Origin of the sequence: Pseudomonas sp. NY15374 (assembly GCF_048068255.1) — a bacterium.
Taxonomy (GTDB): domain Bacteria; phylum Pseudomonadota; class Gammaproteobacteria; order Pseudomonadales; family Pseudomonadaceae; genus Aquipseudomonas; species Aquipseudomonas machongensis.
Map to the genome: position 1 here is coordinate 150,624 of NZ_JBLUPZ010000011.1, position 15,667 is coordinate 166,290.

Sequence of the window (15,667 nt, forward strand, 5' to 3'; positions counted from 1 at the left end):
CGTGAGACGCAAAATCCTGCTGCTGCTGGAAATGGGCCTGATCCTTGCCGGCCTGGCCGTAGGCTGGTCGGCCTGGAAGGTTAACTCGGTCCTGGAGCAGCCGCTGCATGTCACCGAAGAGCGCCTGCTCGATGTGCCCAATGGCACCAACCCCAACCGCATGTTCTACCGCATGCAGAGCGAGGGGCTGCTCGACGATGCCTTCTGGTTGCGTCTTTACTGGCGTTTCAATATGGCTGGCACCGCACTGCATACGGGTGAGTACCGCCTGACGCCCGGAATGACCGTCGAAGCCCTGTTCGACGCCTGGCGCCGTGGCGATGTGGTGCAGTACAACCTCACCCTGGTCGAGGGGTGGACCTTCCGCCAGGTGCGCACGGCCGTGGCCAGGCATGAAAAGATCAAGCACACCCTCGACGGGCTCTCCGACACTGAAGTGATGGACAAGCTTGGGCATACCGGTGTTTTCCCTGAGGGGCGTTTCTTCCCGGACACCTATCGCTTCGTGCGCGGCATGACCGATGTCGAACTGTTGCAGCAAGCCTACATGCGCCTTGAGGAGGTGCTGGCCAAGGAGTGGGCGGATCGGATGACCGATTTGCCATACCGTGATCCCTACCAGGCGCTGATCATGGCCTCGCTGGTGGAGAAGGAAACCGGTATTCCTCAGGAGCGAGGGCAGATCGCAGGCGTATTTGTGCGCCGCCTTCGCTTGGGCATGATGCTGCAGACCGATCCTACGGTTATCTACGGCATGGGGGAGCGCTATAACGGCAAGATCACGCGTGCCGACCTGCGTGCACCGACACCCTACAACACATACACCATGACCGGCCTGCCGCCGACACCGATCGCCATGGTCGGGCGCGAAGCGATTCACGCCGCGCTGAATCCGTCAGGCGGTACCAGCCTGTATTTCGTCGCGCGTGGCGATGGCAGCCACGTCTTCTCCGATGACCTGGACGACCACAACACGGCTGTGCGCGAATACCAGCTCAAGCGCCGCGCCGACTACCGTTCCAGTCCGGCGCCACAAGCCCCGCAGGGTACGGCCGATCAGGCACCGAACGCCGAGCCGCCGACTGACGCCGCGCCTCGGTCCGGCGAACCCCTTGAAGGCGCACCAGCCCAGTCCGCCGAAGAGCCCGCGCCCGCACAAGCGCCGGCGCCCACCGAAAAACAGTAAGGAATGCCCGTGAGCGGTTTGTTCATCACTCTGGAAGGCCCCGAAGGTGCAGGCAAGAGCACCAATCGCGAGTACCTGGCCGCGCGCCTGCGTGAGCAGGGCGTGGATGTGGTCATGACCCGTGAGCCTGGTGGTACGCCGTTGGCCGAGCGTATCCGCGAGTTGCTCCTCGCTCCCAGCGACGAAACCATGGCGGTCGACACCGAGCTCCTGTTGATGTTCGCTGCGCGCGCCCAGCACTTGGCCGAGGTCATTCGCCCAGCACTGGCGCGGGGCGCCGTGGTGCTTTGCGACCGTTTCACCGACGCCACCTACGCCTATCAGGGCGGGGGACGTGGCTTGCCCGTGGAGCGCATCGCGGTGCTGGAAGACTTCGTACAGGGTACGCTGCGCCCAGACCTGACCCTGGTCTTCGATTTGCCAGTAGAAGTCGGTCTTGCCCGTGCTGCCGCCCGCGGTCGCCTGGACCGCTTCGAGCAGGAGGGCCAGGCATTCTTCGAGGCGGTGCGTCAGGCTTATCTGCAGCGCGCAGGCCAAGCGCCGCAGCGCTACAGCCTGCTGGATGCCGGGCAGCCGCTTGAGGCGGTGCAGCGCGCCATCGACGCATTGCTGCCAGGTATCCTGGAGCGTTGCCGTGGCTGAGGCCTACCCCTGGCAGCAAGCGCTCTGGCAGCAGTTGGCCGGGCGCAGCCAGCATGCCCATGCCTACCTGTTGCACGGGCCGCAGGGTATCGGTAAGCGCGCCATGGCCGAGCGCCTGATGGCTCGCCTGCTGTGCCAGCAGCCGCAAGGGGTGGATGCCTGCGGGCAATGCAAGTCGTGCCTGTTGCTCAAGGCTGGCAGCCATCCCGATAACTTCGTGCTGGAACCCGAAGAGGCCGACAAGCCCATCAAGGTCGACCAGGTGCGGGATCTGGTTTCGTTCGTGGTGCAGACTGCGCAGCTGGGCGGGCGCAAGGTGGTACTGATCGAGCCGGTCGAAGCGATGAACGTCAACGCCTCCAACGCTTTGCTCAAGAGTCTCGAAGAGCCTTCGGGCGATACTGTGCTGCTGCTGGTGAGCCATCAGCCCAGCCGTTTGTTGCCAACGATCAAGAGCCGTTGCCAGCAAGTCGCCTGTGCGCAGCCGACGCTTGCGCAGAGTCAGGCCTGGCTGGCGACGGCGCTCCCGGAGCTCGATCAGGTCGAGCGTGACGAACTGCTGACCCTGGCGGCAGAGTCGCCTCTGATGGCTGTAAAGTTGCAGTCCCAGGGTGTGCGCGAGCAACGGGCACTGGTCACCGAGGGGGTGAAGAAGCTGATCAAGCAGCAGCAATCGCCCAGCCAGTTGGCCGAGGCCTGGAACAACGTGCCGCTGCTGTTGCTGTTCGACTGGTTCTGCGACTGGTCGCACCTGATCCTGCGCTACCAATTGACCCAGGACGAAGACGGGCTAGGCTTGGCCGACATGCGCAAGGTCATACAATACCTTGCGCAGAAGAGCAGGCAGGGCAGGGTGCTCGAGGTCCAGGCCTGGATTCTCGAGCAGCGCCAGAAAGTGCAGGGCAAGGCCAACCTCAATCGCGTGCTGCTGCTCGAAGCCCTGTTGGCCCATTGGCTGCAGATGCTGGCCACGCGCTGATTCCCCATCGTTCATTTTCATGTGTGCTTTCATTCCATGCTCGTAGATTCCCATTGCCACCTCGACCGACTTGACCTGAGCGCCCATGCGGGCTCGCTCGACGCCGCCCTGCAGGCGGCCCGCGAGCGTGGGGTCGGGCATTTTCTGTGCATCGGCGTAAGCGCCGAGAACGCCGGGGCGGTCAAGGCCCTGAGCGAGCAGTACGCCGACGTCGACTGTTCGGTGGGCGTGCACCCGCTCGACCTGGCCCCGGGGGAGACGCCGGCGCTGGAATGGTTGTTGCGCGAACTGGCTCACCCGCACGTGGTGGCCATTGGCGAAACCGGATTGGACTATCACTACGAGCCTGAGGCCGCCGAGTTGCAGCAGGCGTCTTTCCGCTTGCACCTGGAGGCGTCCCGGCAGACAGGCAAGCCGGTGATCGTTCACACGCGCGCGGCGCGGGCCGACACCCTGGCGCTGCTGCGCGAGGCCAGTCTGCCGCAGGCGGGCGTGTTGCACTGCTTTACAGAAGACTGGGACATGGCCAAGGCTGCACTCGATCTGGGGTATTACATCTCGCTCTCCGGAATCGTTACTTTCCGCAATGCCGACGCCCTGCGCGAGGTCGCACGCCAGGTGCCTGTCGACCGGCTGCTGGTAGAGACCGACTCGCCATACCTGGCGCCCATCCCGTATCGCGGCAAACCCAATCTGCCGCAGTACGTGCGTGAGGTCGCCGAGTACGTCGCCTCATTGCGAGGGGTGAGCTACGCGCAGTTGGCCGAGCAGACGACCGCCAACTTCAAGCGCCTGTTCCCCTTGGCACGCGTCGCCTGAAGCTAAAGCAAGGCGGGCAAAAAAAACCCGGATTCTGGGGGAGGAATCCGGGTTAAGACCATTAGGAGTAAAACAAAGGTACGCGGTCCCTGGGCACCTTTATCGGCGCGCCACTTGGGGGGATGCGCCGCGCCAACACTTCAAGTATTGGCGAGTATCCTCGCACTGCCAGCGTCAGTTGGTCGTTTTTTAAACAGATTTGGAATACACCTGACAACCAATGGGCCATCAGGGTATGGCAGCCGGCAGAAATCGGATGAGTTTGCCGCTATTACGTAGCTATCTGTATTGATGTACGGTGAAAAGTTTAAAGGGTGCGTAGAGTGTGCGCGGCGTCCCGGCCGCGTACAGCGTTCGATGAGCCTGGCGTGTCTGGCGAGCCCTGCCGCGTCGGTTGTAGACGAGTGTCAGTCGGGCGCGGAGTATCTCACGCATCCCTGGGATTCAGACCAAGCAGACCCGGTCTGCACTCGAACTCATCATGAAACACAGATATGGTTGGATGATCCGTGCAATTTGCTGCAAGTTAGGCATAATAATCCGCTTCGATTGTCATCCAGTCCTTCTTATGCAGAAAGAACCTCGTAAGGTCCGTGAGTTTCGTCGCCGCGAGCAAGAAATCCTCGACACGGCGCTCAAGCTGTTTCTCGAACAGGGTGAAGACAGTGTCACCGTCGAGATGATCGCCGACGCGGTCGGTATCGGCAAAGGCACGATCTACAAGCACTTCAAGTCCAAGGCGGAGATCTACCTGCGCCTGATGCTCGACTACGAGCGTGATTTGAACGCGCTGTTGCATTCGGACGACGTCGATCGCGACAAAGAAGCCCTGTCGCGAGCCTACTTCGAGTTCCGCATGCGCGATCCCCAGCGCTACCGCTTGTTCGACCGTCTCGAGGAGAAGGTGGTCAAGGGTAACCAGGTGCCGGAGATGGTCGAGGAACTGCACCGTATTCGCGCCTCCAATTTCGAGCGACTGACCCAGCTGATCAAGGGCCGTATCAGTGAAGGCAAGCTCGAGGATGTGCCGCCATACTTCCACTACTGCGCTGCCTGGGCGTTGGTGCATGGCGCCGTAGCGCTGTATCACTCGCCGTTCTGGAGCAACGTTCTCGAGGATCAGGAAGGTTTCTTCCAGTTCCTGATGGACATCGGCGTGCGCATGGGCAACAAGCGCAAGCGCGACCCGGAACCGGCCACCTGAAGACCCCTGCGGAGCGTTGTCCATGACGGACAGGCTCCGCCAGTCACTTCTGCTTCGGCGACAGGGCTTGCAAAAACCTGATCTTTGAGTCAAGTTTTGCCGGCCCGCTTTTCTCATGCCGGAGTCACCCATGATCGTCGATCGTCAAGGCAGGCGTTTTCGCAACCTGCGCGTCAGCCTGACAGCTGCCTGCAACTATGCGTGCAGTTACTGTGTGCCCGATGGCAAGCGCCTGGTGGCGGCGCAGGATGAGCTGTCTGCCGATGCACTGGCGCGCGGGGTGGCTCTTCTGGTCGATACCGCAGGTATCGAGCGTCTGCGCATCACCGGTGGCGAACCATTGATCAGCCCCCGCCTGGAGCCGTTCCTGAAGGTTATCGGTGGCTTGGGGCTCAAGGATATCGCCTTGACCACCAACGGTCAGTTGCTCAGTCGCAAGCTTGCGATGTTGCGTGCAGCGGGTATCGACCGGCTCAATGTCTCGCTCGATACCCTCGACCCCACCGCGTTTCGCAGCATCGCTCGGGGCGGCGACCTGGCCAGCGTGCTGAGGGGTATGGAGGAGGCGAGTGCGGCGGGTATGCGCATCAAGGTCAACATGGTGCCGATGCGCGGGCACAATCTCGATCAGGTGGTGCCGCTGCTCGACTACTGCCTGGCAAGAGGCTATGAACTGCGTTTCATCGAGTTGATGCGCATGGGTCACCTGGCGCTTGATTCGAATGCATTCCTGCGTCAGTTCGTCAGTCTCGAGCAATTGCTGGCATTGATCGGCGATCATCATCACTTCCAGCAGGCGCCAGCGGCTTTGGATGCAACGGCCCTGCGCTACCAGATTCCGGGCCAAGGTTACTTTGGTGTGATTGCCAACGAGAGCGTGCCGTTTTGCCGGACCTGCTCGCGCTTGCGTCTGTCCTCTACTGGCTGGCTGCATGGCTGCCTGTCTTCGGGCAATCGCCACTTTATCGGCGATCTGCTCGACAAGCCGCGTCACCAGGCACTTCCAGTGATTCAGCGGCTGCTGGTCAAGGCTCTGGCGGACAAGCAGGAGCTGGCGTTCTCGGGGGGTGTGACAGTGATGAAGGTGATCGGCGGCTGAGCTGGCGCAAAAGCTGCATCTGGCGGCTATTCGCCGGTTTTTCGTCACCGGTCACTGGAGGAAAGATGCGTAGCCTGGTCTTGCTGCTGGCGCTGATGGCGTTGAGCGGCTGCATGAAAGTCAGCGACATGGGCGAAGGTGTTCGCTATCAGATGAGCGACGCCGGTCTGCTCGATCACAGCGATACCGCTCGAACCCTGTCGGTTCGGCTGCAGCCTGATTCGTTCATCTTCATTGGCCAGGGCGCTTTCGTACCGCCTGGAAAAGGGCCGGTGCCGCAGCAGAATGCCGTTGCAGAAGAAGCATTCAAGAGCTTCGTCGAGTACTTCCCGCTGGTGCGTCGCGCCAGGGCGCCGTTGGGGTTGGAGGACGCGATAGCCGAGGCGCGTTCGGTCGGAGCCCATTACGTGCTCTATACCCGTTTCGCTCGCACCGATGACCGCATTGGTAATGGCGACGAATGGTACGACGAGCAGGCAGTGGATCGCCTTGGTTGGGACACGGGTGTGGTGCAGATGATGCTGATCGAAACCAGCACGCGCTATTTGATCGATACCGCACGCATCAAGAGCCGTGGCGGTTTGTTGACGTTCCACGACAATACGCCGCAGGATTTGCTCGCGGCACCCATGCGCGAGTACGCTCGTAGCCTCCTGGGAATGAGTCGGTAAGGAACGGGCGATGACAGGTACGGGCAAGGCCAACGATCTTCTGGCGCAGATACCCAAGGAGAAGGGGCTGCCTCCCGTACATCTGTGGAATCCCGATTTCTGCGGCGACATCGATATGCGCATCGCCCGCGACGGCACCTGGTACTACCTGGGGACGCCGATCGGGCGCAAGCCGATGGTGCGCTTGTTCTCTACTATCATTCGTCGCGACGGTGATGACTATTTCCTGGTAACGCCTGTGGAGAAGGTCGGCATTCGTGTCGATGATGCGCCGTTCGTGGCGGTCAGGCTGGAAGTGGAGGGCAGTGGTGAGCAGCAGGTCCTGCGATTCACCAGCAATGTCGAGGATCAGGTCGAGGCCGGTCCTGATCACCCCATTCGGGTAGAGACCGATCCGACAACGCATGAGCCATCGCCTTACCTGCTGATGCGCAGCAACCTCGAAGCGCTCATCCACCGCAATGTGTTCTACCAACTGGTGGAGCTTGCGGTGCCACGCGTGATCGATGGCGAGGAGTGGTTGGGGGTTTGGAGTGGCGGGGTGTTCTACCCCATCGGGCGCGACCACTGAGCGCATCTTGCGACGATCTTTCTGATCCCGGAAAAACAAAAAACCTCCAGTGCTTGCGCATCTGGAGGTTTTTCAGTGTCTGGCTCCGCGACCTGGACTCGAACCAGGGACCCAATGATTAACAGTCATTTGCTCTACCGACTGAGCTATCGCGGAATCTGCGCGTATCTTACTGAATGCCAAGGGGAAGTCAAGCTGCCCCCTGGCAAATCAAGCAGTTACAGCACTTCGACGATGGCCTTGGTGACCACGTGGATGTTGCTTTGGTTCAGTGCCGCCACAGCGATGCGACCGGTGTCCAGCGCGTAGATGCCGAAGTCGTTCTTCAGGCGCGCGACCTGTTCCACGGTCAGGCCCGAGTAGGAGAACATGCCGACTTGGCGACCGACGAAGCTGAAGTCGCGGTTGGCACCGTACTCGGCCAGGAGCGAGACCATCTGTTTGCGCATGCCGTGGATGCGTTCACGCATTTCGCCCAGTTCGGCTTCCCACATCTGACGCAGTTCCGGGCTGTTGAGCACGGTGGCGACGATGGTTGCACCGTGAGTCGGCGGGTTGGAGTAGGTGGTGCGAATCACGCGCTTGACCTGCGACAGCACGCGCGTGCTCTCGTCTTTCGAAGCGGTGACGATCGACAGCGCGCCGACGCGCTCGCCATACAGCGAGAACGATTTGGAGAACGAGCTGGAGACAAAGAACTCCAGGCCCGACTCGGCGAACAGGCGTACGGCGAAGGCATCTTCGCCGATGCCTTCGCCGAAGCCCTGGTAGGCCATGTCGAGGAATGGCACGTGGCCTTTTGCCTTGACCACTTCCAGTACGTTCTTCCAGTCGTCGAGCGACAGATCGACACCGGTCGGGTTATGGCAGCAGGCGTGCAGGACGACGATCGAGCCCGAGGGCAGCTTGTTCAGGTCTTCGAGCATGCCGGCACGGTTGACGTCGTTGCTCGGTGCGTCGTAATAGCGGTAGTTCTGTACTGGGAAGCCTGCAGTCTCGAACAGGGCGCGATGGTTTTCCCAGCTCGGATCGCTGATGGCGACTACCGCGTTCGGCGAAAGGCGCTTGAGGAAGTCGGCACCGATCTTGAGGGCGCCGGTACCGCCGACAGCCTGCACGGTCACAACGCGGCCTTCAGCCAGCAGTGCGGATTCAGCGCCGAACAGCAGTTTTTGTACGGCCTGGTCGTAGGCAGCGATACCGTCGATCGGCAGGTAGCCGCGGGAGGCATGTTGGGCGACACGCTGGGTTTCGGCTTCGATCACCGCGCGCAGCAGCGGGATGCGGCCTTCCTCATTGCAATAGACGCCAACGCCCAGATTGACCTTGTCGGTACGTGGGTCAGCGTTGAATGCTTCGTTGAGGCCCAGGATGGGGTCGCGGGGTGCCAGCTCGACAGCGGAAAACAGGCTCATTGTTACCTTGGCTCTGAATAGGAGAGTGATAGGAAATGCACCCTCCAGCCCAGTGCACTGAAGCGGTGCAAACGGGGAGTCAGTATAGTGATACCGATCGGTCACTGCGACACTCTGGCACAGGTTTTCAGGCGCTTTGCGCAAATATTTTTCGACCATTGGTCGAATTGCCTTGTCCACCGCAATGAGCGTTCACATCTGCGGCGGCAAAGGCCACCCCGACGCGTCTTTTTGCGTATAGACTACTGGCTAAATTTACAGTTGCCGCGACATCCAAGAGGTCCGTCATGTCCGAGTTCCAGCTCGTTACCCGATTCCAGCCGGCCGGCGACCAGCCCGAAGCCATTCGCCTGATGGTCGAGGGTATCGAAGCGGGCCTGTCGCACCAGACCCTGCTCGGGGTGACCGGCTCCGGCAAGACCTTCAGCATCGCCAATGTCATTCAACAGGTCCAGCGCCCGACCATGGTGCTGGCGCCGAACAAGACGCTGGCTGCCCAGCTGTATGGCGAGTTCAAGGCCTTCTTCCCGCACAACGCGGTGGAGTACTTCGTCTCCTACTACGACTACTACCAGCCGGAAGCCTACGTCCCGTCGTCGGACACTTTCATCGAGAAGGATGCCTCGATCAACGACCACATCGAGCAGATGCGCCTGTCGGCGACCAAGGCATTGCTGGAGCGGCGCGACGCGATCATCGTCACCACGGTGTCGTGTATCTATGGCCTGGGCAGCCCGGAAACCTACCTGAAGATGGTTCTGCACGTCGATCGCGGCGACAAGCTCGACCAGCGCGCACTGCTGCGCCGGCTGGCCGACCTGCAGTACACCCGCAACGAGATGGACTTCGCCCGTGCCACCTTCCGGGTGCGTGGTGATGTGATCGACATCTTTCCGGCCGAATCGGACCTTGAGGCCATCCGTATCGAGCTGTTCGACGACGAGGTGGAGAACATTGCCGCCTTCGACCCCTTGACCGGCGAAGTGATCCGCAAGCTGCCGCGTTTCACTTTCTACCCCAAGAGCCACTATGTGACCCCGCGCGAGACTCTGCTCGAGGCGGTGGACGGCATCAAGGAGGAGCTCGGCGAGCGGCTGGAGTACCTCAACAAGGCCAACAAGCTGGTAGAGGCCCAGCGTCTGGAGCAGCGTACGCGCTTCGACCTTGAGATGATTCTCGAGCTGGGTTATTGCAACGGTATCGAAAACTACTCGCGCTATCTGTCCGGTCGCCCGGCTGGCGCCCCGCCGCCGACGCTCTACGATTATCTTCCTGCCGACGCGTTGCTGGTGATCGATGAGTCACACGTCAGCGTTCCTCAGGTCGGCGCCATGTACAAGGGCGACCGTTCTCGCAAAGAGACACTGGTGGAGTATGGCTTCCGCCTGCCATCGGCGTTGGATAACCGGCCTATGCGCTTCGACGAGTGGGAGTCAGTCAGCCCGCAGACCATCTTCGTCTCGGCGACGCCTGGCCCTTACGAGGCAGAGCATGCCGGGCGTGTGGTCGAGCAGGTGGTGCGGCCAACCGGTCTGGTCGATCCTCAGGTAGAGGTGCGTCCAGCCCTCACTCAGGTGGATGACCTGCTGTCGGAAATCGGCAAGCGCGTGGCGGTGGGGGAACGGGTGCTGGCGACGACCCTGACCAAGCGCATGGCCGAGGACCTTACCGACTACCTCGCAGACCACGATGTGCGTGTGCGCTACCTGCACTCGGACATTGACACCGTGGAGCGGGTGGAGATCATCCGAGACCTGCGTCTGGGTACCTTTGATGTACTGGTGGGCATCAACCTGTTGCGTGAGGGGTTGGACATGCCGGAGGTGTCGCTGGTGGCCATTCTCGATGCCGACAAGGAAGGCTTCCTGCGTTCGGAGCGTTCGCTGATCCAGACCATTGGCCGCGCTGCGCGCAACCTAAACGGCAAAGCGATTCTCTATGCCGACCAGGTGACAGGCTCCATGCAGCGGGCGATCGACGAGACCGAGCGGCGTCGGGCCAAGCAGGTGGCGTTCAACGAGGCGAATGGCATCGTGCCCAAGGGGGTGGTCAAGGACATCACCGATATCCTGGAAGGCGCCACGGTGCCCGGTGCGCGCAGCAAGAAGCGCAAGGGCATGGCCAAGGCGGCGGAGGAGGCTGCGCGCTACGAGGCAGAGCTCGCCACTCCTGGCGAGATCACCAAGCGCATCAAGGTGCTGGAAGAGAAGATGTTCCAGCTGGCGCGCGACCTGGAGTTCGAGGCCGCCGCCCAGTTGCGCGACGAGATCGGGCAACTGCGTGAGCGCCTGATCGCCAGCTGAGTGCACTCGTCGGCGCAGAAATGGCCGGGTTACAGGGTCAGTGTGCCTCGCCGGCCTTCAGCCCCTGCGGCAGTTTGCGTGTCAGCAAGACCGCCACCATGCTGACCGCCAAACCGATCCCTACCAGATGGAAGGCATCGTTGTAGGCCATGATCAATGCCTGCTGGTGGGTGATTTCGCTCAAGCGCCCCAGTGCCGCGCTGTCACTGCCCAGTCGTTCGGCCAACTGGGCCAGCCGCTCCGCCACTTGCGGGTTGCTTGGCACCACTGATTCGCGCAGGTAGTCGAAATACACCTTGGTCCTTGCATCCAGCAAGGTGGCCAGCAAGGCGATACCAATGGCGCCGCCCAGGTTGCGCAGGATGTTGAACAGGCTCGAAGCCGAGCCCGCATCCTGGGGCTGAATGTAAGCTGTGGCGATCAGCGAGATGGTGACCATGATCATGGGCTGCCCGAGTGCGCGAATGATCTGGATATGGTTGAACTGTGGCCCTGCGAAGTCCGGGTTGAGCACTCCCGAGCCGAAGCTGGCAGCCCCGAACAGGCAAAAGCCCAGTGCACAGAGCAACTTGGGCGCAATCACCTTCATCAGTTGCGGCACCAGCGGAATCAGGAACAGCTGTGGAATTCCCATCCACATGATCACCTCGCCGATCTGCAGGGCGTTGTAGCCCTGGATCTGCGCAAGGTACAGCGGCAGCAGATAGATCGAACCATAAAGCCCAACACCCATCCCCAGGCTGGCGATGCTCGACAGGCCGAAGTTGCGGTTGCCGAGGATGCGCAGGTTGATCAGGGGGTTGGCCCGCGAAAGCTGGAGGATGACGAAGGTGATCAGGCAGAGCAGGGCCACGGTACCCAGGCCGACAATAAGGCTCGACTCCAGCCAGTCCTTGCGATGGCCTTCTTCCAGAAAGACTTGCAGGCAGCCCAGGCCGACCCCCAGGGTGACGATGCCGGCGTAGTCGGTGCTTTTGAGCAGCTCCCAGTGCGCCTCTTTCTTCTCCAGCCCGTAGAGCAGCCCTGCGATCATCACCAGCCCCGGCGGGATGTTGATGTAGAAGATGTATTCCCACCCCCAGTTTTCGGTGAGCCAACCGCCCAGGGTCGGACCGATGGAAGGGGCGAAGGTCGCGGTCATGGCGAACATCGCCATGCCCTTGGCTCGATGGTGTTCGGGCAACTTGATCAGGGTCAGGGTGAAGGCCAGCGGAATCAGTGCGCCGCCGGTAAAGCCCTGGAGAGCGCGAAACACGATCATGCTTTCCAGGTTCCAGGCCATCGAGCACAACAGCGAGGCCGCCAGGAAACCAAGCGAGACCCACACCGCCAGGCGCCTCGCGGATAGTAACTGCACAAGCCAGGCGGTCAGCGGAATCATGATGATTTCCGCCACGAGATAGGAGGTCGAGATCCACGAGCCCTCTTCCAAGGTGGCAGACAATGCCCCCTGGATATCCTTGAGCGAGGAGTTGGTGATCTGAATGTCCAGCACGGCCATGAATGCACCGAGCATCACGCTCATCACCGCAATCCAGTCGCGCCGGCTAGGCTCCGCAGTCGGTCGCAGCAGTTGGTCACCGGCCATCGTGAGTTTCGCCGCGCTCTGCCTGATCGGCGCTGTTGCGCAGGTCGACGGTGGCGGTTACCGACATGCCTGGGCGAATGCGACCGTGCAAGGGGTTATTGGCTGCAAAGGTCAGCTTGACCGGAATGCGTTGCACCACCTTGGTAAAGTTGCCGGTGGCATTGTCTGGAGGCAGCAGGCTGAATTGCGCCCCGGATGCGGCGAACAGGCTGTCGACACGGCCTTCGATCGGGGTGTCGGGATAGCTGTCGAAGATCAGTTCGGCACGCAGACCCCGATGCATGTTGCCGATCTGGGTTTCCTTGAAGTTGGCCTGCACCCAGATGTCTTCGTCCGGGACGATCGATAGCAGATAGGCGCCGGCCTGCACCACCTGGCCATTGCGGGCGCTGCGCTGGCCGATGGTGCCACTGATGGGGGCGTGGATTTCACAGCGGGTAAGGTTGAGTTCTGCCTGTGCCAGATCTGCGCGGGCGTTGGCAATTTGCGCATCGAGGCGCTTGAGCTCGGCCGTCAATGCATCGATCTGCTGGCGCTGGCTCTGCAGGTCGGCCTGGGCTTTGTCGACTTGGGAGCGGGCGACGTGGTTTTCCGCAGACAGGGTGGTGACTCGCTCCTCCGAGACGAACCCAGGTTTGCGCAGGGCTTCGGCACGATTGAGGTCCAGGCGCGAGCGATCAAGGGTGGCCTGGTTGGCGGCCACCTGGGCTCGGCCGGCGGCGATCAAGCTGTCTTGCTGGGTCAGTCGGCTTTGCGCCTGGACGCGTTCGGCTTCACGCGTAGCCAGTGCCGCGCGGGCACGCTCGACCGCCAGCTGGAAGTCGGCGACCTCCAGGCGGACCAGCAGATCGCCTTGCGTAACGTGTTGATTGTCCTCTACCAGCACCTCGTCGACCCGCGCACCCAGCTGGCTGGAAATGCGAGTGATCTCACCCTGCACATAGGCATTGTCGGTGCTCTCGTAGAAACGCCCCTTGAAATACCAGTGGGCGAGAAAGGCGAGGGCGATCAGCACCACCAAGGTGAGAAAGATCAGCAGGCGGCGTTTGAGTTGAGCAGGCATAGGGACTATCGTTCCAGAAATGTAAGCAAATTTAACAGCTCGGCAATGCACCGTCACAAGTGACGATAGCGCCATTGCTGGAGCCCGATGCCCGCACCCTGCTAACATCCCGCCTTTGTTTCATCTTTCGTCCGAGACTGTCCATGACCACCGTTCGCACGCGTATCGCGCCATCGCCCACTGGCGACCCCCACGTCGGCACTGCCTACATCGCCCTGTTCAACTACTGCTTCGCCAAGCAGCACGGCGGCGAGTTCATCCTGCGCATCGAAGACACCGATCAGTTGCGTTCGACCCGCGAGTCGGAACAGCAGATTTTCGATGCCCTGCGCTGGCTCGGTATCGAATGGAATGAAGGTCCGGACGTTGGCGGCCCGCACGGCCCGTACCGCCAGAGCGAGCGCGGCGAGATCTACGCCAAGTACGCCAAGCAACTGGTCGATGCCGGCCATGCGTTCTATTGCTTCTGCACCGCCGAAGAGCTGGATCAGATGCGTGCCGAACAGATGGCCCGTGGCGAAACACCGCGCTATGACGGCCGCGCATTGAAAATGAGCGCCGAGGAAGTGCAGCGTCGACTGGCCGCTGGCGAGCCCCACGTGATTCGCATGAAAGTGCCGAGCGAAGGTATCTGTGTGGTGCCGGACATGCTGCGTGGCGATGTCGAGATTCCATGGGACCGCATGGACATGCAGGTTCTGATGAAGAACGATGGCCTGCCGACGTACTTCCTCGCCAACGTGGTCGATGACCACCTGATGGGCATCACCCACGTCTTGCGAGGCGAGGAGTGGCTGCCGTCGGCGCCGAAGCTGATCAAGCTCTACGAGTATTTTGGCTGGGAGCAGCCCAAGCTGTGCTATATGCCGCTGCTGCGTAACCCGGACAAATCCAAGCTGTCCAAGCGCAAGAACCCGACCTCGGTCACGTTCTACGAGCGTATGGGCTTCATGCCTGAAGCCATGCTCAACTACCTGGGGCGCATGGGCTGGTCGATGCCTGATGAGCGCGAGAAGTTCTCCCTGGCAGAAATGGTCGAGCATTTTGACCTGTCGCGTATTTCCCTTGGCGGGCCGATCTTCGACATCGAGAAGCTGTCCTGGCTCAATGGCCAGTGGCTGCGCGACCTGCCGGTCGAGGAGTTCGCTGCGCGCGTGCAGAAGTGGGCGTTCAACAGCGACTACATGATGAAGATCGCACCGCATGTACAGGGTCGTGTCGAAACCTTCAGCCAGATCGCGCCACTGGGCGGGTTCTTCTTCGAGGGCGCCCTCAAGCTCGATGCCAAGCTGTTCGAGCACAAGAAACTGTCGCCCGATCAGGTGCGTCAGGTCATGCAGTTGATCTTGTGGAAGCTCGAAAGCCTGCGGCAGTGGGAAAAGGAGCGTATTACCGGCTGCATCCAGGCGGTGGTCGAGGCCTTGGAGCTGAAGCTGCGTGACGCCATGCCGCTGATGTTCGCCGCAATTTCGGGGCAGGCCAGCTCGGTGTCGGTGCTCGATGCCATGGAGATTCTCGGCCCCGACCTGACCCGCTACCGTCTGCGCCAGGCGCTGGAACTGCTGGGCGGCGTGTCGAAGAAAGAGAACAAGGAGTGGGAAAAGCTGCTGGCGAACATCGCCTGATTGGCTTATCTCACGCTCCTGTGGCAGTGGGCTTGCCCGCTGCCACAGGACCTGGCAATCGCCGGGAGCAGGGCAGGGCGGTAAGTGATTGTTATCTGTGAAAAAAATTTTTGATATTTTCACGAATTCGTTTGACAGTGCTGCAATCCGATCTTAATATGCGCCCCGTCCACAGCGATGAACGAAAATGAAGCACCAGGCACCCAGCCGGTGATTCAGTTCAAAGCGACATTGTGGGGCTATAGCTCAGCTGGGAGAGCGCCTGCATGGCATGCAGGAGGTCAGCGGTTCGATCCCGCTTAGCTCCACCAAATTCCGCTTCGTGATCAAGGTCGTGAAGCAAGACTGGTCCAGCAACCAGGTCTTGAAGGTAAGAAGGTTCGTCCCCTTCGTCTAGTGGCCTAGGACACCGCCCTTTCACGGCGGTAACAGGGGTTCGAGTCCCCTAGGGGACGCCAGTATTGCACAAGCGATATTTCATGATGTCGCTGGGCCGAGAGGC

The 15,667-nt window shown here is 61.2% G+C and carries 14 protein-coding genes and 3 tRNA genes; 12 read left to right on the plus strand and 5 right to left on the minus strand.

Translation table 11 applies throughout. The features are described from left to right. Window position 1: 1 nt before the first annotated feature. The 8 genes from mltG to ACNFHO_RS21840 all read left to right on the plus strand — a co-directional run bounded on the left by mltG (window position 2) and on the right by ACNFHO_RS21840 (window position 7,171). Window positions 2–1,186, plus strand: a complete 1,185-nt coding sequence (gene mltG, locus ACNFHO_RS21805) for an endolytic transglycosylase MltG (protein ID WP_416767328.1) — start codon at window positions 2–4, stop codon at window positions 1,184–1,186. A gap of 9 nt (window positions 1,187–1,195) precedes the next feature. After that, window positions 1,196–1,828 (plus strand): dTMP kinase, encoded by a 633-nt coding sequence (gene tmk / locus ACNFHO_RS21810; RefSeq protein WP_054893077.1) that lies wholly within the window; start codon window positions 1,196–1,198, stop codon window positions 1,826–1,828. After that, window positions 1,821–2,807: a DNA polymerase III subunit delta' gene (locus tag ACNFHO_RS21815; protein ID WP_414155041.1), complete on the plus strand. Its 987-nt coding sequence runs from the start codon at window positions 1,821–1,823 to the stop codon at window positions 2,805–2,807. Before tmk ends, ACNFHO_RS21815 begins: the two co-directional genes overlap by 8 nt. A 36-nt stretch (window positions 2,808–2,843) precedes the next feature. After that, window positions 2,844–3,626 carry a TatD family hydrolase gene (locus ACNFHO_RS21820; protein ID WP_416767329.1) on the plus strand — a complete coding sequence of 261 codons (783 nt, stop codon included), beginning with the start codon at window positions 2,844–2,846 and terminating at the stop codon, window positions 3,624–3,626. 568 nt (window positions 3,627–4,194) lie between these two features. Beyond that, complete coding sequence (locus ACNFHO_RS21825; protein ID WP_054893080.1) at window positions 4,195–4,830, plus strand: TetR/AcrR family transcriptional regulator; 636 nt, start codon at window positions 4,195–4,197, stop codon at window positions 4,828–4,830. Between the two features lie 130 nt (window positions 4,831–4,960). Further along, the gene (locus tag ACNFHO_RS21830; RefSeq protein WP_416767330.1) at window positions 4,961–5,929 is read left to right on the plus strand and encodes a GTP 3',8-cyclase MoaA; all 969 of its coding nucleotides are present in this window, start codon (window positions 4,961–4,963) and stop codon (window positions 5,927–5,929) included. A gap of 65 nt (window positions 5,930–5,994) precedes the next feature. Then, window positions 5,995–6,600 (plus strand): DUF4823 domain-containing protein, encoded by a 606-nt coding sequence (locus ACNFHO_RS21835; RefSeq protein ID WP_054893082.1) that lies wholly within the window; start codon window positions 5,995–5,997, stop codon window positions 6,598–6,600. 10 nt (window positions 6,601–6,610) lie between these two features. Continuing rightward, window positions 6,611–7,171, plus strand: a complete 561-nt coding sequence (locus ACNFHO_RS21840) for a DUF1285 domain-containing protein (protein WP_416767331.1) — start codon at window positions 6,611–6,613, stop codon at window positions 7,169–7,171. A gap of 80 nt (window positions 7,172–7,251) precedes the next feature. On the opposite strand, the gene ACNFHO_RS21845 is transcribed toward ACNFHO_RS21840, so the two are convergent. The 3 genes from ACNFHO_RS21845 to ACNFHO_RS21855 form a co-directional block, all read right to left on the minus strand. Then, window positions 7,252–7,327: transfer RNA gene (locus ACNFHO_RS21845), tRNA-Asn, on the minus strand. Window positions 7,328–7,389: 62 nt separating this feature from the next. Then, complete coding sequence (locus tag ACNFHO_RS21850) at window positions 7,390–8,586, minus strand: amino acid aminotransferase (RefSeq protein ID WP_065861187.1); 1,197 nt, start codon at window positions 8,584–8,586, stop codon at window positions 7,390–7,392. Window positions 8,587–8,713: 127 nt separating this feature from the next. Continuing rightward, window positions 8,714–8,875 carry a hypothetical protein gene (locus tag ACNFHO_RS21855; RefSeq protein WP_155738200.1) on the minus strand — a complete coding sequence of 54 codons (162 nt, stop codon included), beginning with the start codon at window positions 8,873–8,875 and terminating at the stop codon, window positions 8,714–8,716. Here ACNFHO_RS21855 and uvrB point away from each other — a divergent pair. After that, window positions 8,874–10,889: an excinuclease ABC subunit UvrB gene (gene uvrB / locus ACNFHO_RS21860; protein WP_054893085.1), complete on the plus strand. Its 2,016-nt coding sequence runs from the start codon at window positions 8,874–8,876 to the stop codon at window positions 10,887–10,889. The two genes, ACNFHO_RS21855 and uvrB, sit on opposite strands and share 2 nt — an antisense overlap. A gap of 37 nt (window positions 10,890–10,926) precedes the next feature. On the opposite strand, the gene ACNFHO_RS21865 is transcribed toward uvrB, so the two are convergent. Further along, window positions 10,927–12,417 (minus strand): MDR family MFS transporter, encoded by a 1,491-nt coding sequence (locus tag ACNFHO_RS21865; RefSeq protein ID WP_177339334.1) that lies wholly within the window; start codon window positions 12,415–12,417, stop codon window positions 10,927–10,929. Between the two features lie 49 nt (window positions 12,418–12,466). Next, complete coding sequence (locus ACNFHO_RS21870; protein WP_054893087.1) at window positions 12,467–13,540, minus strand: HlyD family secretion protein; 1,074 nt, start codon at window positions 13,538–13,540, stop codon at window positions 12,467–12,469. A 143-nt stretch (window positions 13,541–13,683) separates the two neighbouring features. Between ACNFHO_RS21870 and gltX the strand changes: the two genes are divergently transcribed. The 3 genes from gltX (at window position 13,684) to ACNFHO_RS21885 (ending at window position 15,623) form a co-directional block, all read left to right on the plus strand. Then, window positions 13,684–15,165 carry a glutamate--tRNA ligase gene (gltX, locus tag ACNFHO_RS21875; RefSeq protein WP_054893088.1) on the plus strand — a complete coding sequence of 494 codons (1,482 nt, stop codon included), beginning with the start codon at window positions 13,684–13,686 and terminating at the stop codon, window positions 15,163–15,165. A 235-nt stretch (window positions 15,166–15,400) separates the two neighbouring features. Further along, window positions 15,401–15,476, plus strand: a tRNA-Ala gene (locus ACNFHO_RS21880). 71 nt (window positions 15,477–15,547) lie between these two features. After that, window positions 15,548–15,623 (plus strand) — tRNA-Glu (locus tag ACNFHO_RS21885). The last annotated feature ends 44 nt before the right edge of the window (window positions 15,624–15,667 follow it).